An 18201-nucleotide genomic window follows, 5' to 3' on the forward strand; every position below is an offset into this window, starting at 1 on the left:
GCCAGGAGTTTTCAGTCGATCACCCCACCCGCCTTGCCGGATTTGCCCTGGAAATCGAATCCTTGGCGCAATACCCGCTAGCAACCTGTTAACCCCACGCCAATCGCGGCCTGGAGGCCGCTCCTACCAGGGTGCCGCCAGGCCCCGTAGGAGCGGCCTCCAGGCCGCGGTCCCCGGCGGGTCCAGCCTCGCCCTGACATCGCAGGTACACAGTGTAACCAGCCCAAACGGCGCTCTCATGGTCTTCTCGGCCTTGTATAACAGCCTCAATGCCGATCATGCAGGCCGCCTTGGTGCAATATCCGGGTTAGAATGCGTTCCCCATGGACCGTCCGAAACTGCTGTCGATCATCGAACTGGGGGGCTATCCCGACTTCTCGCCCCTCTACCGGGAGCTGGGCTGCGAGGTGCTGGTGGAGACTTCGATGCGCAAGGCCCTGGCCGCCGTTCGTCGCCATCGGCCGCAGCTGGTGGTGGCGGAATTCAACTTCCAGTCCGACTTCCGTGACCGGACCAGCAGCCTCGAATCCCTGCAGGGTGCCGTGCAGCGGCTGCCGCAGACGCGGGTCATCGTCTTCTACGAGCAGGAGTTCGCGCACCAGCTGCAGCGCCTGCAGGCCCGCTTCGAGCTGTTCCGCACCCTGACCTATCCCATCGATCCGGAGCGGCTGGCGGCCGCCGTGCGGGATGCGCTGGCGGGGAGCGGCGCCGCTCAGTGACCGCGCCGCGGGCGACGTCGCTGCCGGCCGCGGAAGCGGGCGACGTCCTTGACGAGCTCGCTGTAGGGGAGATCGGCCAGACGGCCGTAACGCTCGATGGCCCCGCTCAGGGTGGCGGCCACGTCCCGCACGCTGTCGCCCGCCGCCCCGACCAGGGCCTGCAGCCCGAGCAGGCCGCCGAGCTGCACGCGAATCTCCCTGTTGTGTGGCAGCGGGCCGCCGACCTGGGTCAGCTGCAGGGCGAAACGGGCGCTGTCGCGCATTCGTTCCAGGAATTCCGTGCACCGTTGCCGCCCCTCGCCGGCTTCGCAGCCGACCCCTTCCCGATCGGCCAGGCAGAAGCGGCGCATCCGGCTGCAGCTGGCGCGGCGGCTGTTGATCGCTTTCTCGAAGATGCAGCGGTTGGCATTGACGGCCCGGTAGGCGGCGCGGTATTCGTCCTCGTCCATGGGCGCCGCGCGGCTATTTCTCCCATTCCATGAGAATGGGTTTCTCGCGCTTCTCCATCAGCAGCTCCTCGGCGGCCAGCCGGCTGGCGGCGAAGACCACCTTGACGATGATCTCCGTGTCCCGGCCCAGCTCGGCACGCTGGCCACGGGCGAAGTTGCGGGCCTCCTTGTAGCTCTCGAAGCTCTGCTGGAAGTCGAGGTTCTTGACCAGGCCAGTGGGGTCGCCGGTGATGTGGAAGACGTAGTACGGCATGACGGGTGATACCTCGTGCTGGGTCGATGGAGGCCGCCGGCGGCTCTGCTGCCGGCGGGAGTCGAATGGGCGAAGTGTACCTTCTGCCGTCGACTGCCGCATTATTCCGCTCGGTGGCGGGGGTTTGCGGGTGTGTTCAACCGGCCTCCTCGGCCGCCAGGCCGACCGCCTCCAGGCGGCGGCCGAGCAGTACCACGAACCCCTGCCGGCGGCTGGCGCCGTCGCTGCTGTAGTCGAAACGGAAGCTGCGCTGCAGGGTGACGCGCCCGGCCGGGTTGCGCCGCAGCCGCAGGGCGCTGAGGCTGACGGTGCCGTCCAGCAACTGGACGCCGCTGCGCTCACAGGTGTCGCGGGCCAGGGCCACGGCACGGTCGCGGGCTGCCAGGCCGTCGAGCCAGAACCAGCCGCCGGCGGCGAGCAGCAGGAGCAGCCACAGGGTGTTGTCCATCGGGATCAGGCGTCGAGGTCGGGGATGAGGCGGCTTTCCAGGCGGCTGATCATGTCCTTGAGCAGCAGCTTGCGTTTCTTCATGCGGTTCAGCGCCAGTTGGTCCATCTGTGGGTCGAGAGCCAGACGGGTGATGGCCTGGTCGAGATCCTGATGCTCGAGCCTGAGCTGTTCCAGGCGCTGCCGGATCGCGGTGGCTTCGCTATCTTGCATGACGGTTTCCGCTGCTAGCCCGCATATTGCACGAAGGCGGCCTTGAATGCGTAATTTTTCCGGTATTCATCAAGGCAGTGATCACCTATGCGAGCATTTGTGCCCTGTTACGGTTTGTGCCTGTTCGAGTTCAGACCAAATCTGGCGTCGCATTTTGCCCGATCGCCCTTGAACCATAGCTACGGCTATGCTTCGGCGGGCGATCGAACAAACTGCTTGGCCAGATTCGCCCTGAAACTCGAATCCTTCGCGCAATATGCGGGCTAGGGGTCGGCTCCCGGCCGAATCGGCGGCTCGGCTCCTGGGATACGGCGGGCCGGCGGGCGGGGATGCCATGGGGTGCTATAATGCCTCGGCGGGTCCCGTCTGCGGCTTCGCACCCATTCTCCACGGCTGATCCCCCAATCTCAAGCATCACCACCATGCGCAGCGAGCCCGGCCTCTTCTCCCGCCGTCCCTTCTGGGCCCGGCGTTTCGGCACCGCCCCGGTGTTGCCCATGTCGCGTGCCGAGATGGAGGCGCTGGGGTGGGACAGCTGCGACATCATCCTGGTGACCGGCGACGCCTATGTCGACCACCCCAGTTTCGGCATGGCGGTGATCGGCCGGGTGCTGGAGGCACAGGGTTTCCGGGTCGGCATCATCGCCCAGCCGGACTGGTCGAGCGCCGAACCCTTCCGCCGCCTGGGCCGGCCCAACCTGTTCTTCGGCGTCACTGGCGGCAACATGGATTCCATGGTCAACCGCTACACGGCGGACCGCAAACCCCGTTCCAACGATGCCTACACCCCGGACGGTGCCGGCGGCCGCCGCCCCGATCGCTCGGTGCTGGTCTATGCCCAGCGCTGTCGCGAGGCCTTCCGCGGGGTGCCGATCGTGCTCGGCGGCATCGAGGCCAGCCTGCGCCGCATCGCCCACTACGACTACTGGTCGGACAAGGTGCGGCGCTCGGTGCTGGTGGATGCCAAGGCCGACCTGCTGGTGTACGGCAATGGCGAGCGGCAGGTGGTGGAGATCGCCCACCGTCTGGCTGCCGGGGAGAAGATCGGGGATCTGACCGACATCCGTGGTACGGCCTTCCTGCGCCGCGGCATCCCCGAGGGCTGGAGCGAGATCGATGCCAGCGACATCGACACGCCGGGGGCGCCGGCGCCGGCCGAGAATCCCTACGCGGAGAAGGTGGCGGGCTGCGCCGCGGCGGGCGGCGAACAGGTCGTGCGCCTGCAGCGCCGGCCGCGGCTGGACCGGAGCCGCAGCGTGATCCGCCTGCCGGCCTATGAGGCGGTGAAACGGGACCGGGTGCTCTATGCCCATGCCTCGCGGGTGCTGCACCTGGAGACCAATCCCGGTAATGCACGGGCGCTGGTGCAGCGCCACGGCGACCGGGATCTGTGGCTCAACCCGCCGCCGCTGCCGCTCACCACGGCCGAGCTGGATGCGGTCTTCGAACTGCCCTACAGCCGACTGCCGCACCCCGCCTATGGCTCGGCGCGCATCCCGGCCTACGAGATGATCCGTTTCTCGATCAACATCATGCGCGGCTGTTTCGGTGGCTGCACCTTCTGCTCCATCACCGAGCACGAGGGGCGCATCATCCAGAACCGCTCCGAGGATTCCATCATCCGCGAGATCGAGACCCTGCGCGATACGGTGCCCGGCTTCACCGGGGTGATCTCGGATCTCGGTGGCCCCACCGCCAACATGTACCGGCTGGCGTGCAAGAGCCGGCAGATCGAGGCGGCCTGCCGGCGGCCGTCCTGCGTCTATCCCGAGATCTGCAAGAACATGGGTACCGATCACGGGCCGCTGATCCGCCTCTACCGGCGGGCCCGGGCCCTGCCGGGGGTGAAGAAGGTGCTGATCGCCTCCGGGCTGCGCTACGATCTGGCGGTGCGCTCGCCGGCCTATGTGAAGGAACTGGTCAGCCATCACGTCGGCGGCTATCTGAAGATCGCCCCGGAACATACCGAGGCCGGTCCGCTGTCGAAGATGATGAAGCCCGGCATGGGGGCCTACGACCGTTTCAAGGCCCTGTTCGACCGCTTCTCGCGCGAGGCCGGCAAGGAGCAGTACCTGATCCCCTATTTCATCGCCGCCCATCCCGGCACCAGCGACGAGGACATGATGCATCTCGCCCTCTGGCTGAAGCGCAATGGCTTCCGTGCCGACCAGGTGCAGACCTTCCTGCCCTCGCCCATGGCCACCGCCTCGGCCATGTACTACTCGGGCAAGAACCCGCTGCGCCGGGTGCGGCGTGACTCGGAGGAGGTGGTGGTGCCGCGGGGATTGAAGATCCGCCGCCTGCACAAGGCCTTCCTGCGCTACCACGATGCCGACAACTGGCCGCTGCTGCGCGAGGCGCTGAAGCGCATGGGCCGGGCCGATCTGATCGGCAATGGCAAGCGCCATCTGGTGCCGGCCTGGCAGCCGCGGGGGACGGGTGAGAGGGGCACGGCAGGGCGGCCGTTTTTCACCCGCCACACGGGTTTGCCGCCACAGGGCAAAGCACCGCGCAAGGGCGCGCGTCGCCGCCCACGGCGGGAACGCTGACCCCCGGATCGCGGCCTGGAGGCCGCTCCTACAACAAAACGTACCGCGATGTCCCGTAGGAGCGGCGTCCACGCCGCGATTGGGCCGGGGGACGAGGAGCTGGCAGGTGCTGTCCGCTCGCGATCGCGGCCTGGAGGCCGCTCTTGCAACAAAACGTACCGCCATGTCCCGTAGGAGCGGCGTCCACGCCGCGATTGGCCTGGGGGAGAGGGGGCTGGCGGGTGGTGTCCGCTCTCGATCGCGGCCTGGAGGCCGCTCCTACAACAAAACGTATCGCCATGTCCCGTAGGAGCGGCGTCCACGCCGCGATTGGGCCGGGGGACGAGGAGCTGGCGGGTGGTGCCCGCTCGCGATCGCGGCCTGGAGGCCGCTCCTGCAACAAAACGTACCGCGATGTCCCGTAGGAGCGGCGTCCACGCCGCGATTGGCCTGGGGGAGAGGGGGCTGGCAGGTGGTGTCCGCTCTCGATCGCGGCCTGGAGGCCGCTCCTGCAACAAAACGTACCGCCATGTCCCGTAGGAGCGGCGTCCACGCCGCGATTGGCCTGGGGGAGAGGGGACTGGCGGGTGGTGCCCGCTCGCGATCGCGGCCTGGAGGCCGCTCCTGCAACAAAATGTCCCACCATGTCCCGTAGGAGCGGCGTCTACGCCGCAATTGGCCCGAGGTGGCGGGGCGGGCTGGATCCAGCAGTTCCTGGGACGGTCTACTGGGCAGTGCCTGCCGCCCGCCCGGCGAGACCGGCGTCGACCTCCTTTTCCGCTGCCAGCCAGTCCTCCACCGGATCGCCCGCAAAGCCCTGGCGTTCGGCCCTCAGGTAGGCGACCTCGGCGATCATCTGGTAGCGCTGTTCGGGGGTGATCTCCGGCGTCTTGGCGGCCGTCTTCCTGCGTCGTGTGGTCTTGGTGCTGGCCGCCTTGCTGCTCTTGGCCGCTGTCTTGGCGGGGGACTTACGGCGGGGCTGCTTGCTTGTCGTGGTCATGGTGACGTCCTGCTGAGGCTTTCCACAAGGTGATGGCCCGTTGCCGGGTTCCGAAAGGCGGGTCCGCCGGCATTCCTGCGCGAACCTCGCCCGAAGTGTAGACCAAGGGAAAGAGGCTGCAAGCCGCCGTCACCTGCAGCTGACATGCATCAGGCCGGATGGCCGGCTATGCAACTCCCGACCGGCCAGGTAGTCGAAGGTTTCTTGCCTAGCAGGCTGCTAGGCGGAGGAACCGCTCATGTCCCAGGCATAGGTGCAGTCGAGGTGGGTGCGGACCCGGATCATGCCGCTCATGCCGTCCTCGATCATGCAGCTGGCGGGACTGCGGCGCAGGTGCTTGTTGCGCTTGCGCATCCAGACCTGGCCCATGCGCGGATTGTGGGGGAAGGTGGTGCGCAGGGCGTCGGCGATGCCGAGCAGTTGCTCGATGCGCTGCATGATCCGCTCGTCCTCCGGCAGCGGCTCGTTCATGCTGCGGTAGCGGTTGATCTTGCGCGGCGGCGTGCCATCCGGCAGGGCCAGCAGCCGGACCTGGGCCGGGTTGTCGAAGCCCCAGCTGTCCAGCAGGTTGATGATCGAGCGGGTCAGGATGATGCGCTCTTCAAGGGTCAGGTTCTGCATGCTGTACTCCTAGTCGGTCTCGGCGTCCTTCCTGGCGCGCATCGCGGCCAGGTCGATGGGCACGGCCACTTCTTTCCTGGGTTCGTCGATGAAGCGGGGGCGCATGTCCATCGGCCGGCCATGTTCCTCGGCCAGTTCCCGTTCGCGGGCCGAAATCAGGCTCAGGCAGTCGCGGATGCCGAGGATGGTCTGCTCGGACAGGGGGTGCCGGAAGCCGGGTTTGGCATGGGTGTCCCGGGCGACGTCGGTCAGGACCTTCTTCATCATGCGCAGGATGCGCTCTTCCTTCGTCAGTTCATTGTCTGTCATCGGTGATCCGCCTGGGGCACGTACTTGATTAAAACGGTAGGTTATTATGCCACAGATCCCGGCGGGGCGCATCCGCCGGCCCGTAGCGGCTATTCGCGCAGATAGAAATACTGCCAGTCGCTCCCGCCGAGCGCGGCCAGCGCCTCCAGCAGTGTCGTCTGCGGCACCACCTCTGCCGGGTGTATCCCCCAGATATCCAGGAAGAAGACCGCCCGGCCGCCGCCCTGGCGCCAGAGCCAGTCGCCGGGTCCCCAGTGAGCCTGGCAGCGCGGGCAGGGCAGGGGCGCCTCCTGGCCGGCGCGAATCCGGGCCAGGGGTGCCGCGGCGCGGCAGGCCGGGCAGCGGGGACGGGCGTTGGCATCGCAACGCAGGGTCGGTGGCCCGATCCGCGGTTGCAGATGGATGTGGCAGAAGCGACCCAGCCGAGCGGCCTCCTCACGCGCCGCCGGCTCGTCTGGTGGGTCCAGTTCCAGATAGGGTGAGCAACCGAGGAAGCTGAAGTGGCCGAGGAAGCCGTCGCCGGTCCGGTGGTGGCGACGGCCGTCGAGTTCGAAGGGGGCGCCGAGCACGCCCAGCTCTTCCAGACAGTGTTGCACGGTTGCCGGGAAGTCCGCCGCCAGCTCGGTGGCGACCGGGTGCAGGATCAGTTTGTGTGCGGCCATGAACGCTCGTCCTGGAGGGGATGGAGGCGGATTCTATCAGCCCCGCCCCAGCAGGGTCGCCAGCGCCGCGTTGATCTCCTGCAACCGGGCCGCGTCACCGCCACGGTCCGGGTGATGCTGCATGGCCAGCCGCCGGTAGCGCTGGCGGATGGCCGCCTCGTCGGCCCCCGCTTCGAGACCGAGCACGGCCAGCGCCTCGGCCCGGGCGTCCTGGCGCAGGTAGCGCCGCCAGAAGCCGTCCAGCAGCCGGTTCACCTCCTCGCGGCCGGTGTCGAGATTGGCCAGGTCGAGATAGTAGTCGCGCAGGGGATCTGGGCTGCCGAGCGCCTGCGAGGCGTCGCCTGTGGTCGACGGCAGCAGGCGGATGCACAGGGCACCGATCTCCAGCCGGCCCTCACCCATCCGCGACAGCCGCTGGTCGATCCGGTACAGGCAGTGGAAGAGCAGGAAATGGGTCTGGAACAGGCTCAGCTCGTCATCCAGCCGCTCGGGCACCAGCCCGGCATCGCTCTCGCGCAGCGCCTGCAACAGGGCATACTCGCCGAGTCCCTGGGGATGGGCGCGCAGCCGTGCCTCGATGGCCTGTTCCAGGCGGGCCCGTGCCCTGTCGCTCGTGGTCATGGCGCCATGCCAGCCCGCATCTTGCACGAAGGCGGCCTTGAAAGCGTAATTTTTCCGGTATTTATCAAGGCAGGATCACCTATGCGAGCAATTGTGCCCTGTTACAGTTTGTGCCTATTCGAGTTCAGACCAAATCTGGCGTCGCATTTTGCCCGATCCCCCTTGAACCATAGCTACGGCTATGCTTCGGCGGGCGATCGAACAAACTGCTTGGCCAGATTTGCCCTGAAACTCGAATCCTTCGTGCAATATGCGGGCTAGCTGCATCTTGCACGAAGGCGGCCTTGAAAGCGTAATTTTTCCGGTATTTATCAAGGCAGGATCACCTATGCGAGCAATTGTGCCCTGTTACAGTTTGTGCCTATTCGAGTTCAGACCAAATCTGGCGTCGCATTTTGCCCGATCCCCCTTGAACCATAGCTACGGCTATGCTTCGGCGGGCGATCGAACAAACTGCTTGGCCAGATTTGCCCTGAAACTCGAATCCTTCGTGCAATATGCGGGCTAGCTGCATCTTGCACGAAGGCGGCCTTGAAAGCGTAATTTTTCCGGTATTTATCAAGGCAGGATCACCTATGCGAGCAATTGTGCCCTGTTACAGTTTGTGCCTATTCGAGTTCAGACCAAATCTGGCGGCGCATTTTGCCCGATCCCCCTTGAACCATAGCTACGGCTATGCTTCGGCGGGCGATCGAACAAACTGCTTGGCCAGATTTGCCCTGAAACTCGAATCCTTCGTGCAATATATGGGCTAGCAGTCTGCCGGAGCCAGGACGAATCCACGGGGCTCTCTCCACCTGGCAGTCTGTCGGACTCGGGACTGATCGACTGCGCCGGCGGGCCGCCGCTTGTGGCGGGTCCGTTGCGAAGCCGGCGTTTTGCGGCCGCCTTCACGGTTCGCCGCTGGCGATTCGGCGAGTATGGCCGATATCCCCTGTAGGCAGACAGCTGGAGATCCCGCCATGTTGCCCGAGACCTATGCCCTGTATGAAGAGCCGACGCTCTTCGACCGGCTGGTTGCAAAATGCCGCCGCTGGCTGCTGGACCGGCTGCCGGCCGACACCGAGCTGCGCTGGGCGCTGCTGCTGGCGGCCTTCGGCATGCTGCTCGGGGTCTGCGGGGTGCTGGGCCTGATCCGGCTGGCGGTCGCCGACCTGCCCTGGAACCAGGAACTGGCGCAGCTGCTCGCCGCCACCCTGCTGCTGGCCGGTGGCCATCACCTGCTGGGTGCGGCCGAGACCGCGGCACGGCAGCGGGCGCGGCCCGCCCCGGTCCCGCAGCGCCTGCGCGCCGTGCCGCCGCCAGCGGCCGAGGCCGCGGCGGAATGCCGTGCCTTCTTCGCCCTGCTGCGCGAGGCCGGCATCAATGTGCGTATCGCCCGAGCCCTGTTCGATGCCGGCGTGCGGCGGCCGCAGCAGGTGCGCGCGCTGGACGACGCGGCCCTGCTGGCGATCCGCGGTGTCGGCCCGGCGACCCTGCGCAAGCTGCGCCAGCAGTTCAGCTAGCCCGCATATTACAGGTTGCGCCTATTCGATTGACTCCGGGCATCGCGGCCTGGAGGCCGCTCCTACGGGGCGTGGCGGCACAATATGTTGTAGGAGCGGCCTCCAGGCCGCGATTGGTGTGGTCCTGGCAGGCTGTTGAAAAACCCTCTGACGGCAGGATACGACGTTGAAAAATGGCTCAAAATGCTCATTCACGGCCATGTTAACTGCGCTTTTTCGCCATTTTTGCCTTGTCTCGCACTCGCCAGAGACTTTTGCAACAGCCTGGCTCGATTCTTCAGTCCTCTGCCAGGGCCTCGTAGCAGTCCGGGGTGAAGCGCGGGGTGCAGAGGGCGTAGAAGATCAGTGCCCGGGGGCCGGGGTTGTGGATCCGCTGCCGCACGCCCGCCGGGATCACCACCAGATCGCCGGGACCGACCGCCGTGGGTGGTGATTCGCCGACCTCCACCACGCCCTGGCCGGCGACGATCAGATAGCGCTCCGCCACGCCCCGCAGCCGGTGCCAGCGGGTGGTGACGCCGGCCTCCACCCGGGCGCGAGCGACGGACAGCGCCGGATCCCCCGGGTCGTTCCAGGTCTCGATGATGAAGCAGTCTTCCTCGGTGGCGAATTCGCTCTGTGGCCGGTGGCGGGCGATGGTGGCATCCATGGCGGGGTGTCCTCGCGGCTGGGAGGCACTATGATAGGGGCATGAACAGCCTCTCCGCCACGCCCGGCTGCGGTCCCGACGCCAACGCCCCCTACCGCATCCATGCCCTCGAACTGGGACCGATGGAGAACTTCGTCTATCTGATCGAGGACCGTGCCAGCGGCAGGGCGGCGGTGGTCGACCCCGCCTGGGAGGTGGAGGAGGTGCTGCGACTGGCCCGTGAACGGGGGCTGCGTATCACCGACATCCTGCTCACCCACAGCCATCACGACCACATCAACGGTATCGAGACGGTGCTGGCGGCCCAGGATGCCCAGCTGCATCTGCTGAAACCGGAGGCCCGTTTCTGGGGCCAGGCGCTGGATCTGCCGACCCTGCATCACGGCGGGGACCTGATCGAGCTCGGCGAGACGCCGATCGAGGTGCTGCACACCCCCGGTCACACGCCGGGCTCGGCCTGCTACCGGCTGGGCAACGATCTGATCACCGGGGATACGCTGTTCGTCTTCGGTTGTGGCCGCTGCGACCTGAAAGGCGGCGATCCGGAACAGATGTTCCACACCCTCAAGGACATGGCCGAGCGGCTGCCGCCCGAGACCTGCATCCACCCCGGCCACAACTACTCGGTGGCCGAGACCTCGACCCTGGCCGAGCAGGTCGAGGGCAACCCCTTTCTGCATTTCGACGATCCGGCCCGCTTCGTCTACTACCGGATGCACTACCACGACCGCCACCGCCACGACCCCTACGGCCCGGTGCCGAAGGGCGAGGAGATGCCGGAAGAGTAAGGGCGGGCGCCGTCAGCCGTGGTGCCAGCTGCGGGGGGCGCGGCAGGGGCGCATCCTGCTGAATCCTCTCCGTGATGGGGCAATCGCGGCCGGGAGGCCGCTCCTACCGGAGATGGCGGCACGATCTGGTGTAGGAGCGGCCTCCCGGCCGCGATCGAAAACGGATGTGATCCGCCACGCTGAGTCGCAAGGTGGGCAGGGCGCGCGCTATGCACGCTGCGGGCGAATCCTCTCGGCTGCGGGGGCAATCGCGGCCTGGAGACCGCTCCTACGGGGCGTGGCGGCACGATCAGGTGTAGGAGCGGTCTCCCACCGGCCGTGATCACACGGGCTAGCTGCCATAGCGGCGCGCCACATAGGCCTCGACGATGGCCTGGAATTCCTCGGCGATGTGTTCGCCCTTCAGGGTGACGTCCTTCTCACCGTCGATGTAGACCGGCGCCACCGGCCGTTCGCCGGTGCCGGGCAGGCTGATGCCGATGTCGGCGTGGCGGCTCTCGCCAGGGCCGTTGACCACGCAGCCCATGACCGCCACGCGCAGGTTCTCGACCCCCGGGTAGCGGCCACGCCAGTGCGGCATCTGCTCCTGCAGGTAGCCCTGGATGTCCTGGGCCAGGCGCTGGAAGTAGGTACTGGTGGTGCGGCCGCAGCCGGGGCAGGCGATCACCGCCGGGGTGAAGGCACGCAGCCCCATGCTCTGCAGCAGCTCCTGCGCGACCTGCACCTCCAGGGTGCGGCTGCCGCCCGGTTCGGGGGTGAGGGAGATGCGCAGGGTGTCGCCGATGCCCTCCTGGAGCAGCACCGCCAGCGCGGCGCTGGAGGCGACGATGCCCTTGCTGCCCATGCCGGCCTCGGTCAGGCCGAGGTGCAGGGGATAGTCGCAGCGGGCGGCCAGCTTGCGGTAGACGGCGATCAGGTCCTGCACGCCGCTCATCTTCACCGAGAGGATGATGCGATCATGGCCAAGGCCCAGGGCCTCGGCCTGGCGGGCACTGTCCAGCGCCGAGCTGATCAGCGCCTCGTGCATCAGCGCCGCCGGGTCGCGCGGGGTGGCGGCACGGGCGTTCTCGTCCATCATCCGCGCTACCAGGGCCGGATCCAGGCTGCCCCAGTTGACGCCGATGCGCACCGGCTTGTCGTGCCGGCAGGCCAGCTCGATGATGGTGGCGAACTGTTCGTCCTTCTTCCTGCCCCGTCCGACGTTGCCCGGGTTGATGCGGTACTTGGCGAGGGCCGCAGCGCAGTCCGGGTACTTGTCGAGCAGGCGGTGGCCGTTGAAATGGAAGTCGCCGATCAGCGGTACCGCCAGCCCCTCGGTCTCGAGGCGTTCGCGGATCCGCGGCACGGCGCGCGCGGCGTCCTCGCTGTTGACCGTGATGCGCACCAGCTCGGAACCGGCGCGCGCCAGCGCGGCGACCTGCTGCGCGGTGGCCTCGGCATCGGCCGTGTCGGTGTTGGTCATCGATTGCACCACCACGGGGGCGTTGCCGCCGACCGTCACCGGACCGATGCGGACCGGCACGCTGCGACGTCTGTGGATCTCGGGCTGGTTCATGGGGCGGGTTTCGCGGGGCTCGTCGGGGCCGGAATTATCGCAGGAACCAGGGCGGCTGGAAACGTCCGCCGATGCTCAGTCGCCGGCGCCGATGGCCACCGGCCGGCCGGGGTCGCGGATCCACTCGCTCCAGGAGCCGGCATAGAGGCGGGCGCCGGGCAGGCCGGCCAGCTCCATCGCCAGCAGGCTGTGGCAGGCCGAGACGCCGGAGCCGCACATCAGCACGGCGTCGGCGGGGGCGCGACCGTCGAGCAGCCGCAGGTACATCTTGCGCAGCGCCTCGGCCGGCAGGAAGCAGCCGCTGGCGTCCAGGTTCTTGCCGAAGGGCAGGTTGACGGCGCCCGGAATGTGGCCGGCCACCGGGTCGAGGGGCTCGCGTTCGCCGGCGAAGCGGTCCGTCTCGCGCACGTCGATCAGGCACAGGGCATCGCTGTCCAGCACGGCGCCCAGGCCTCCGCTGTCGATGGTCATTCCCGGCCGCGGGGCGGCGGGCAGGGCGGGGCCCGGGGTCGAGGTCGCTGATTCGTCCCCCTGCCGGTGGAGGGGACGCTGTTCCGCCGTCCACTTCGCCAGGCCGCCGTCCAGTACCGCGACCCGTTCGTGACCCAGCCAGCGCAGCAACCACCACAGACGGCTGGCGAACACCCCGTCCCGGGCGTCGTAGCAGACCACCTCGGTATCCGGTCCGATCCGCCAGTCGGCGAGCCGTTGCGCCAGCCGGCCCGGGTCTGGCAGCGGGTGACGGCCGGAGACCGGCGTCACCGGCCCGGCGAGGTCTTCGTCGAGGTGGGCGTAGACCGCGCCCGGCAGGTGCCCCTGCCGATAGGCCGTGCGTCCGGCCTCGGTGTGCAGCAGGTCGAAGCGGCAGTCGACGAGACGCGGCCCGGGCTCCTCCTGGTCGAGGCGGGCGGCGAGCGTCTCGGTGGAGATCAGACAGGGTCTGGCTGCGGGGGCGGACGAACTCACGGTGATATGATGGCGGTGGACCCGTTGGCGGGTCTCCCTGCGGACAATGAAAGGATAAAGATAGACCAAATGCGCTTCGGCATCGACCTCGGCGGCACCAAGATCGAACTCCTCGCCCTGGACGACGACGGCCGGGAACGGCTGCGTCGGCGGGTGGCCACGCCCCAGGGTGACTACCGGGCCACCCTGGCCGCCATCGCCGGGCTGGTGGAGGAGGCCGAGCGCGAGCTGGGCGTGCGCGGCCGTGTCGGTGTCGGTACGCCGGGGGCGCTGTCGCGGGTCACCGGCCGGCTGAAGAACGCCAATTCACAGTGCCTGAACGGCCAGCCGCTGCGGGAGGATCTGGCGGCGCTGCTCGGGCGGCCGGTGCGCATCGCCAACGATGCCGACTGTTTCGCCCTGTCCGAGGCCAGCGACGGCGCGGCGGCGGGGGCGCGGGTGGTGTTCGGTGTCATCCTCGGCACCGGGACCGGCGCCGGCATCGTGGTCGACGGCCGGCTGCTGAACGGACCCAACGCCATCGCCGGGGAATGGGGTCACAACCCCTTGCCCTGGCCGGCAGACGAGGAACGACCGGGACCCGCCTGCTACTGCGGCCGCCGGGGCTGCATCGAGACCTGGCTCTCCGGCCCCGGGCTGGCCGCCGATCACCGGCGCCGTCATGCCGAGGCACTGGATGCGGCACGGATCGCGGCCCGGGCCGCCGCCGGTGATGCCGCCTGCCAGGCCAGTCTGGCGCGGTATGTGGATCGCCTGGCCCGGGCCCTGGCCCATGTCATCAATCTGCTCGATCCGGATGTCATCGTGCTCGGCGGCGGCCTGGGGCGCATCGAGGCACTGTACCGGGAGGTACCGGCTTGCTGGGGGCGCTACGTCTTCTCGGACCGGGTCGACACCCGGCTGCTGGCGCCGCGCTTCGGCGATGCAAGCGGGGTGCGTGGCGCGGCCTGGCTGTGGCCGGTGGATGGAGCGGACGGTCGGGAGGGGCTGCCAGGGCTGCGTCCCGCCTAGAATGTCGCCGGCCGGATGGTATAGTAAGCCACAGCGGCCGGGGCGGCTCGGCTGGATAACAACTTGATACCTAATAAGGAAGGAGGATGCCGTGAGTCTCAAGCGATATGGAATACAGACGGTTGCTGGTGCGGTGGCGTTGACGTTGGCTGGCTGTGTGAATACCCAGACCAAGCTCGGCGGGGGAGGGTCGGAGGTCACGGGTTCCGGCGGCAACGCCGGCGCCCAGGGGCAGTCCACCCAACTGGTGCACTGTGCCCGGCCGATCGGCACCGCCGCCCTGCTGGAGCCGGAGGACAGGGGCTATGCCCAGTACGGTTTGAGCAGCCCGGTGCCGCTGATCCGCCTGATGATGGCGCAGAGCAACTGTTTCCGCGTGGTGGACCGCGGTGCCGCGTCCAGCGCCCTGCAGCGCGAGCGCGCCCTGGCCGCCGGTGGTGAGCTGCAGAAGGGCAGCTCGATGGGCGGTGGTCAGATGGTGGCTGCCGACTACATCATCACGCCCAGTATCATCTTCCAGGATGCCAATGCCGGCGGTGGCTTCGGAGGCCTGGGTGCCCTGCTGCCGGGCGTGGCCGGTGCCGTAGCGGGGGGGATCAGGACCCAGAATCTGGAATCCCAGGTCACCCTGTTCGTGACCAATGTCCGCACCGGTGTGCAGGAAGCGGTCGCCGAGGGTAGCGCCAAGAAGTCCGACATCAGCTTCGGCGGATTTGGCTGGATGGGCGGCGTGGCCGGTGGCGGCGGTGCCTACCAGAGCACCGATATCGGCAAGATCACGGCTGCGGCCTTCATGGATGCCCACAACAAGCTGGTCGCCCAGCTCCAGGCCACCCAGCCGGCGGCCATGGCTCCGGATGCGGCTGGCTACATGACCAGCACCGGGGTCAACTTCCGCTCGGGACCCACCACCTCGGCACCGATCCTGGCCAAGCTGCCCAAGGGGACGCCGGTCCGTCCGACCGGCACCAAGCGGGGTGACTGGTGGGAGGTCGAGGCCAGGGGGCTGACCGGCTGGCTGCACTCCAACTTCATCACCCGCTGATCACCATCCGGCGTCAACCCATGACGGCGGCCTGCGGGCCGCCGTTGCCTATGGTCGTCCGAGTGCAGCGATATGCCCCAAGGGACAGGTGATACGGAAACCCTGCCGGACCTGTTGGCCGACGGCCTGGACATCGTCTCCGTCGGTCTCAATCCGTCTCCGCCCTCGGTGCGTGCCGGGACCTACTTCGCCAATCCGCGCAACCGCTTCTGGCCGGCCCTGAATGGCAGCGGTCTGATCGACGAAGCGTTGCAGCCGGGGCCCGAGGCCATGCGGCGTCTGCTCGAACGTCACCGCATCGGTTTTACCGATCTGGTGAAGCGGCCGACGCCCGGCGCCGCCGGCCTGCGCGCGGCGGACTACCGGACGGGGGCGCCCCTGCTGCAGACCAAGCTGTTGAGCCACCGGCCGCGCCTGATCTGGTTCCACGGCAAGGTCGCCTGGGCCAACTTCCTGAAGTACGGACCCGGCGGCGTGGCGCGCATCGACTGGGGCTTGCAGCCGATGGCGATCGGTGCCAGCCCGGTGTTCGTCACCCCCAATCCCAGCCCGGCCAATGCGGCCTTCTCCCTGGAGCTGTTGATCGAGCACTATCGGGCGCTGAAGCGCCTGCGCGATGCCCTGTTGACGGCAGATTGACCCGTCAGGGGGTGCTGGGTGGGGCCGCCGTTCAGCGGCCGCGACAGATGGGGCCATCGTCCGGGTTTTCCACGGCGCGGACCACGGCCTGCAGCAGTTCCTGGAATTCCTCCAGACTGAGACATTCCAGGGCCCTGGACAGCAGATCGGGCCGGAAGCGGACGGTGCAGGGACGGCCGTCGCCCAGCTGGATGCGGATGCCGGCCACACTTTTCTCCAGTTCATCCTCGAACAGCCCGGCCTGTTCGCCGAGCAGCCGGTCATAGCAGCCGTCGATCTCGTCGGCGTGGGTTTCATCGATGTCGTCCGCAATGCGGACCAGAAGCACCTCCCTGCCGTCATCCGCCAGTTGACAGTCGATGCCGCGTCCACGCACGAAGCGGACGAACCGTTCGCGTAGTCCGGTATCGAAGAATGCGTATTCGAGCACGGCCTTCCCTCGTTCCCGTCATGGCCCGATAGATGATAACGGCCGGTGAGAGTCGCCGAAACTGACTGTTGCTGCCAGCCGGCGCCCCCACCGGACCGCGTGGCACTTCTGCAGCCCGCTCATCATTGCTCGGCCAGGGAGTAGATTTCGGTGCGGACGGGAGGGTTCAGCGCCGGTAGGTGCCAACCAGCTCGGCGGCCTCCAGCACGTGGCCGCGCATGGCCTGTTCCACCTCGGTCTTGGTTGGCCGGCCGAGATCCGGCAGCCGGGTATCCAGGGCGTAGAGCTTGAAGAAGTAGCGGTGCCGGCCGATCGGCGGGCAGGGGCCGCCATAGCCGGTTCGCTTCCAGTCGTTGAGGCCCTCACCGCTGCCGGCTGGCAGCTTGTCGACCGCCTCGGGCAGCCCGCTCAGCTCCGCCGGCAGGTTGTACAGGACCCAGTGCACCCAGGTCATCTTCGGGGCCGCCGGGTCCGGGGCGTCCGGGTCGTCGACGATCAGCACCAGGCTGCGGGCCTCGCCGGGCACACCGGACCAGGACAGGGGCGGCGAGACGTCCTCGCCGTCGCAGGTGTAGCGGCGGGGAATCTCGCCACCGGGTTCGAAGACGCTGGAAGAGAGGGTCAGGCTCATGCTCGTGGTACTCCCGGGATGTGTGTCCTCGGCGACCCCGCCGGAGGCTGCGAGGAGCAGCCCCGCGGCCAGCAGCCAGCCGAGGCGGCGGGGGGCTTGTCGCGCTTGGTGCATGCGCTAAGCTTAGCGCATCGTCAGCGGTGTGCGGGAGGCGGCATGAAGGCCTATGTAATCAATCGTTTCGGTGGACCCGAGGTGTTCGAGGCGGCCGAGCTGCCGCGCCCCGAGCCGGGGCCGGGCGAGGTGCTGATCCGGGTCGTGGCGAGCAGCGTCAACCCGATCGACTGCAAGATCCGCCGTGGCGAGGTGCCGGTGGGCCCGGATTTTCCGGCCGTGCTGCATGCCGACGTGGCCGGGGTGATCGAGGCCCTGGGCGAGGGAGTGGATGCTTTCCGGGTCGGGGACGAGGTCTACGGCTGTGCCGGTGGCATGAAGGGGCTGCCGGGTGCGTTGGCGGAGTACATGCGGGCCGATGCCCGGCTGATCGCGCCGGCACCCCGCCGCCTGCCACTGGAGGAGGCCGCGGTGCTGCCGCTGGTCGCCATCACCGCCTGGGAGGCGGTGATCGACAAGCTCGATCTGCAGGCCGGTCGGCGGCTGCTGGTCTATGGCGGCAGCGGGGGCGTGGGGCACATCGGTGTGCAGCTCGGCCGCTGGCGCGGTGCGATCGTGCACGCCACCGGCAGCCGCGAGGACAAGCGCCGGGCAGCGCGTGAGCTGGGGGCGGTGGAGACCATCGACTACCGGCAGGAGGCGGTGGAGGACTTCGTTGCGCGGCTCACGGGGGGCGAGGGTTACGACGCCGTGTTCGACACCGTCGGGCAGCCGGTGCTGGCCGATGCCATCAGCGCCGCGGCCTTCTGGGGGCAGGTGGTCACGGTCAGCGGGCGCGCCACCCTGGATCTCAAGCCGGCCTTCCAGAAGAGTCTCTCCCTGCACACGGTGTTCATGCTGATCCCCATGCTGCACAACCGCCGCCGCGAGGCGCACGGTGCCATCCTGCGCCAGGTGGCGGCGCTGGTCGATGCCGGTGAGCTGCGGCCGTTGATCCATGAACGGCGCTTCGGTTTCTCCGAGGTGGGCGCGGCCCATGCCCTGCTGGAGTCGGGCCAGGCGCTGGGCAAGATCGCGCTGCGGGCCGACTGGTGAGCCGCCCGCGG

At 68.2% G+C, this 18201-nt stretch carries 22 protein-coding genes; 8 read left to right on the top strand and 14 right to left on the bottom strand.

Features of this window, described 5'->3' with window-relative positions; genetic code table 11:
- Positions 1-323: 323 nt before the first annotated feature.
- Positions 324-719 (top strand): hypothetical protein, encoded by a 396-nt coding sequence (locus tag QVG61_RS03145; RefSeq protein ID WP_289931872.1) that lies wholly within the window; start codon positions 324-326, stop codon positions 717-719.
- Here the strand turns inward: QVG61_RS03145 and QVG61_RS03150 are convergent.
- The 4 genes from QVG61_RS03150 to QVG61_RS03165 form a co-directional block, all read right to left on the bottom strand.
- On the bottom strand, positions 713-1168 hold the full coding sequence (locus tag QVG61_RS03150) for a hypothetical protein (RefSeq protein ID WP_289931873.1): 456 nt from the start codon (positions 1166-1168) through the stop codon (positions 713-715). The genes QVG61_RS03145 and QVG61_RS03150 overlap by 7 nt on opposite strands.
- A gap of 13 nt (positions 1169-1181) precedes the next feature.
- Positions 1182-1421, bottom strand: coding sequence for a hypothetical protein (locus QVG61_RS03155; protein ID WP_289931874.1), 240 nt, complete (start codon positions 1419-1421; stop codon positions 1182-1184).
- A 136-nt stretch (positions 1422-1557) separates the two neighbouring features.
- Positions 1558-1869, bottom strand: a complete 312-nt coding sequence (locus tag QVG61_RS03160) for a DUF3301 domain-containing protein (protein WP_289931875.1) — start codon at positions 1867-1869, stop codon at positions 1558-1560.
- Between the two features lie 5 nt (positions 1870-1874).
- The gene (locus QVG61_RS03165; RefSeq protein ID WP_289931876.1) at positions 1875-2081 is read right to left on the bottom strand and encodes a YdcH family protein; all 207 of its coding nucleotides are present in this window, start codon (positions 2079-2081) and stop codon (positions 1875-1877) included.
- A gap of 422 nt (positions 2082-2503) precedes the next feature.
- Here QVG61_RS03165 and QVG61_RS03170 point away from each other — a divergent pair, with 422 nt between their 5' ends.
- Positions 2504-4630: a YgiQ family radical SAM protein gene (locus QVG61_RS03170; RefSeq protein WP_289931877.1), complete on the top strand. Its 2127-nt coding sequence runs from the start codon at positions 2504-2506 to the stop codon at positions 4628-4630.
- A gap of 703 nt (positions 4631-5333) precedes the next feature.
- Here the strand turns inward: QVG61_RS03170 and QVG61_RS03175 are convergent.
- From QVG61_RS03175 to QVG61_RS03195, 5 genes are all read right to left on the bottom strand, one after another.
- The gene (locus tag QVG61_RS03175; protein ID WP_289931878.1) at positions 5334-5609 is read right to left on the bottom strand and encodes a DUF2934 domain-containing protein; all 276 of its coding nucleotides are present in this window, start codon (positions 5607-5609) and stop codon (positions 5334-5336) included.
- Between the two features lie 219 nt (positions 5610-5828).
- The gene (locus QVG61_RS03180) at positions 5829-6230 is read right to left on the bottom strand and encodes a DUF2384 domain-containing protein (RefSeq protein ID WP_289931879.1); all 402 of its coding nucleotides are present in this window, start codon (positions 6228-6230) and stop codon (positions 5829-5831) included.
- A 9-nt stretch (positions 6231-6239) separates the two neighbouring features.
- On the bottom strand, positions 6240-6539 hold the full coding sequence (locus QVG61_RS03185) for a segregation and condensation protein A (protein WP_289931880.1): 300 nt from the start codon (positions 6537-6539) through the stop codon (positions 6240-6242).
- A gap of 89 nt (positions 6540-6628) precedes the next feature.
- Entirely contained in the window at positions 6629-7201 is a 573-nt protein-coding gene (locus QVG61_RS03190; RefSeq protein ID WP_289931881.1) for a hypothetical protein, read from the bottom strand.
- Positions 7202-7237: 36 nt separating this feature from the next.
- Entirely contained in the window at positions 7238-7822 is a 585-nt protein-coding gene (locus QVG61_RS03195; RefSeq protein WP_289931882.1) for a DNA-J related domain-containing protein, read from the bottom strand.
- A gap of 962 nt (positions 7823-8784) precedes the next feature.
- Here QVG61_RS03195 and QVG61_RS03200 point away from each other — a divergent pair.
- Positions 8785-9327, top strand: a complete 543-nt coding sequence (locus QVG61_RS03200; RefSeq protein ID WP_289931883.1) for a helix-hairpin-helix domain-containing protein — start codon at positions 8785-8787, stop codon at positions 9325-9327.
- 277 nt (positions 9328-9604) lie between these two features.
- Here QVG61_RS03200 and QVG61_RS03205 read toward each other — a convergent pair whose 3' ends face one another.
- Positions 9605-9976: a cupin domain-containing protein gene (locus QVG61_RS03205; RefSeq protein WP_289931884.1), complete on the bottom strand. Its 372-nt coding sequence runs from the start codon at positions 9974-9976 to the stop codon at positions 9605-9607.
- Positions 9977-10017: 41 nt separating this feature from the next.
- Here QVG61_RS03205 and QVG61_RS03210 point away from each other — a divergent pair, with 41 nt between their 5' ends.
- The gene (locus tag QVG61_RS03210; RefSeq protein ID WP_289931885.1) at positions 10018-10764 is read left to right on the top strand and encodes an MBL fold metallo-hydrolase; all 747 of its coding nucleotides are present in this window, start codon (positions 10018-10020) and stop codon (positions 10762-10764) included.
- A 331-nt stretch (positions 10765-11095) separates the two neighbouring features.
- On the opposite strand, the gene ispG is transcribed toward QVG61_RS03210, so the two are convergent.
- Positions 11096-12319, bottom strand: a complete 1224-nt coding sequence (ispG, locus tag QVG61_RS03215; RefSeq protein WP_289931886.1) for a flavodoxin-dependent (E)-4-hydroxy-3-methylbut-2-enyl-diphosphate synthase — start codon at positions 12317-12319, stop codon at positions 11096-11098.
- A gap of 75 nt (positions 12320-12394) precedes the next feature.
- Positions 12395-13285, bottom strand: a complete 891-nt coding sequence (locus QVG61_RS03220) for a sulfurtransferase (RefSeq protein ID WP_289931887.1) — start codon at positions 13283-13285, stop codon at positions 12395-12397.
- Positions 13286-13354: 69 nt separating this feature from the next.
- Here QVG61_RS03220 and QVG61_RS03225 point away from each other — a divergent pair, with 69 nt between their 5' ends.
- From QVG61_RS03225 to QVG61_RS03235, 3 genes are all read left to right on the top strand, one after another.
- On the top strand, positions 13355-14296 hold the full coding sequence (locus QVG61_RS03225; protein WP_289931889.1) for an ROK family protein: 942 nt from the start codon (positions 13355-13357) through the stop codon (positions 14294-14296).
- A gap of 157 nt (positions 14297-14453) precedes the next feature.
- Positions 14454-15341: an SH3 domain-containing protein gene (locus QVG61_RS03230; protein ID WP_289931890.1), complete on the top strand. Its 888-nt coding sequence runs from the start codon at positions 14454-14456 to the stop codon at positions 15339-15341.
- A gap of 72 nt (positions 15342-15413) precedes the next feature.
- The gene (locus QVG61_RS03235; RefSeq protein WP_289931891.1) at positions 15414-15980 is read left to right on the top strand and encodes a mismatch-specific DNA-glycosylase; all 567 of its coding nucleotides are present in this window, start codon (positions 15414-15416) and stop codon (positions 15978-15980) included.
- A 31-nt stretch (positions 15981-16011) separates the two neighbouring features.
- Here the strand turns inward: QVG61_RS03235 and QVG61_RS03240 are convergent, their stop codons facing one another.
- Both QVG61_RS03240 and QVG61_RS03245 read right to left on the bottom strand, forming a co-directional pair.
- Positions 16012-16410 (bottom strand): hypothetical protein, encoded by a 399-nt coding sequence (locus QVG61_RS03240; protein WP_289931892.1) that lies wholly within the window; start codon positions 16408-16410, stop codon positions 16012-16014.
- 166 nt (positions 16411-16576) lie between these two features.
- Complete coding sequence (locus tag QVG61_RS03245; RefSeq protein WP_289932694.1) at positions 16577-17041, bottom strand: YbhB/YbcL family Raf kinase inhibitor-like protein; 465 nt, start codon at positions 17039-17041, stop codon at positions 16577-16579.
- A gap of 156 nt (positions 17042-17197) precedes the next feature.
- Between QVG61_RS03245 and QVG61_RS03250 the strand changes: the two genes are divergently transcribed.
- Complete coding sequence (locus QVG61_RS03250) at positions 17198-18190, top strand: zinc-dependent alcohol dehydrogenase family protein (RefSeq protein ID WP_289931893.1); 993 nt, start codon at positions 17198-17200, stop codon at positions 18188-18190.
- Positions 18191-18201: the final 11 nt, after the last annotated feature.

The organism is Thiohalobacter sp. IOR34, assembly GCF_030406045.1.
In the GTDB taxonomy this organism is placed as follows: domain Bacteria; phylum Pseudomonadota; class Gammaproteobacteria; order Thiohalobacterales; family Thiohalobacteraceae.

What these genes read in the sequence shown, in the direction of transcription:
- QVG61_RS03195 (WP_289931882.1), bottom strand. Translation starts at nt 7,822, where the DNA reads ATGACCACGAGCGACAGGGCACGGGCCCGCCTGGAACAGGCCATCGAG.
- QVG61_RS03175 (WP_289931878.1), bottom strand. Translation starts at nt 5,609, where the DNA reads ATGACCACGACAAGCAAGCAGCCCCGCCGTAAGTCCCCCGCCAAGACA.
- QVG61_RS03250 (WP_289931893.1), top strand. Translation starts at nt 17,198, where the DNA reads ATGAAGGCCTATGTAATCAATCGTTTCGGTGGACCCGAGGTGTTCGAG.
- QVG61_RS03160 (WP_289931875.1), bottom strand. Translation starts at nt 1,869, where the DNA reads ATGGACAACACCCTGTGGCTGCTCCTGCTGCTCGCCGCCGGCGGCTGG.
- QVG61_RS03225 (WP_289931889.1), top strand. Translation starts at nt 13,355, where the DNA reads ATGCGCTTCGGCATCGACCTCGGCGGCACCAAGATCGAACTCCTCGCC.
- QVG61_RS03190 (WP_289931881.1), bottom strand. Translation starts at nt 7,201, where the DNA reads ATGGCCGCACACAAACTGATCCTGCACCCGGTCGCCACCGAGCTGGCG.
- QVG61_RS03155 (WP_289931874.1), bottom strand. Translation starts at nt 1,421, where the DNA reads ATGCCGTACTACGTCTTCCACATCACCGGCGACCCCACTGGCCTGGTC.
- QVG61_RS03180 (WP_289931879.1), bottom strand. Translation starts at nt 6,230, where the DNA reads ATGCAGAACCTGACCCTTGAAGAGCGCATCATCCTGACCCGCTCGATC.
- QVG61_RS03210 (WP_289931885.1), top strand. Translation starts at nt 10,018, where the DNA reads ATGAACAGCCTCTCCGCCACGCCCGGCTGCGGTCCCGACGCCAACGCC.
- QVG61_RS03185 (WP_289931880.1), bottom strand. Translation starts at nt 6,539, where the DNA reads ATGACAGACAATGAACTGACGAAGGAAGAGCGCATCCTGCGCATGATG.
- QVG61_RS03150 (WP_289931873.1), bottom strand. Translation starts at nt 1,168, where the DNA reads ATGGACGAGGACGAATACCGCGCCGCCTACCGGGCCGTCAATGCCAAC.
- QVG61_RS03165 (WP_289931876.1), bottom strand. Translation starts at nt 2,081, where the DNA reads ATGCAAGATAGCGAAGCCACCGCGATCCGGCAGCGCCTGGAACAGCTC.
- QVG61_RS03145 (WP_289931872.1), top strand. Translation starts at nt 324, where the DNA reads ATGGACCGTCCGAAACTGCTGTCGATCATCGAACTGGGGGGCTATCCC.
- ispG (WP_289931886.1), bottom strand. Translation starts at nt 12,319, where the DNA reads ATGAACCAGCCCGAGATCCACAGACGTCGCAGCGTGCCGGTCCGCATC.
- QVG61_RS03245 (WP_289932694.1), bottom strand. Translation starts at nt 17,041, where the DNA reads ATGAGCCTGACCCTCTCTTCCAGCGTCTTCGAACCCGGTGGCGAGATT.
- QVG61_RS03200 (WP_289931883.1), top strand. Translation starts at nt 8,785, where the DNA reads ATGTTGCCCGAGACCTATGCCCTGTATGAAGAGCCGACGCTCTTCGAC.
- QVG61_RS03205 (WP_289931884.1), bottom strand. Translation starts at nt 9,976, where the DNA reads ATGGATGCCACCATCGCCCGCCACCGGCCACAGAGCGAATTCGCCACC.
- QVG61_RS03235 (WP_289931891.1), top strand. Translation starts at nt 15,414, where the DNA reads ATGCCCCAAGGGACAGGTGATACGGAAACCCTGCCGGACCTGTTGGCC.
- QVG61_RS03170 (WP_289931877.1), top strand. Translation starts at nt 2,504, where the DNA reads ATGCGCAGCGAGCCCGGCCTCTTCTCCCGCCGTCCCTTCTGGGCCCGG.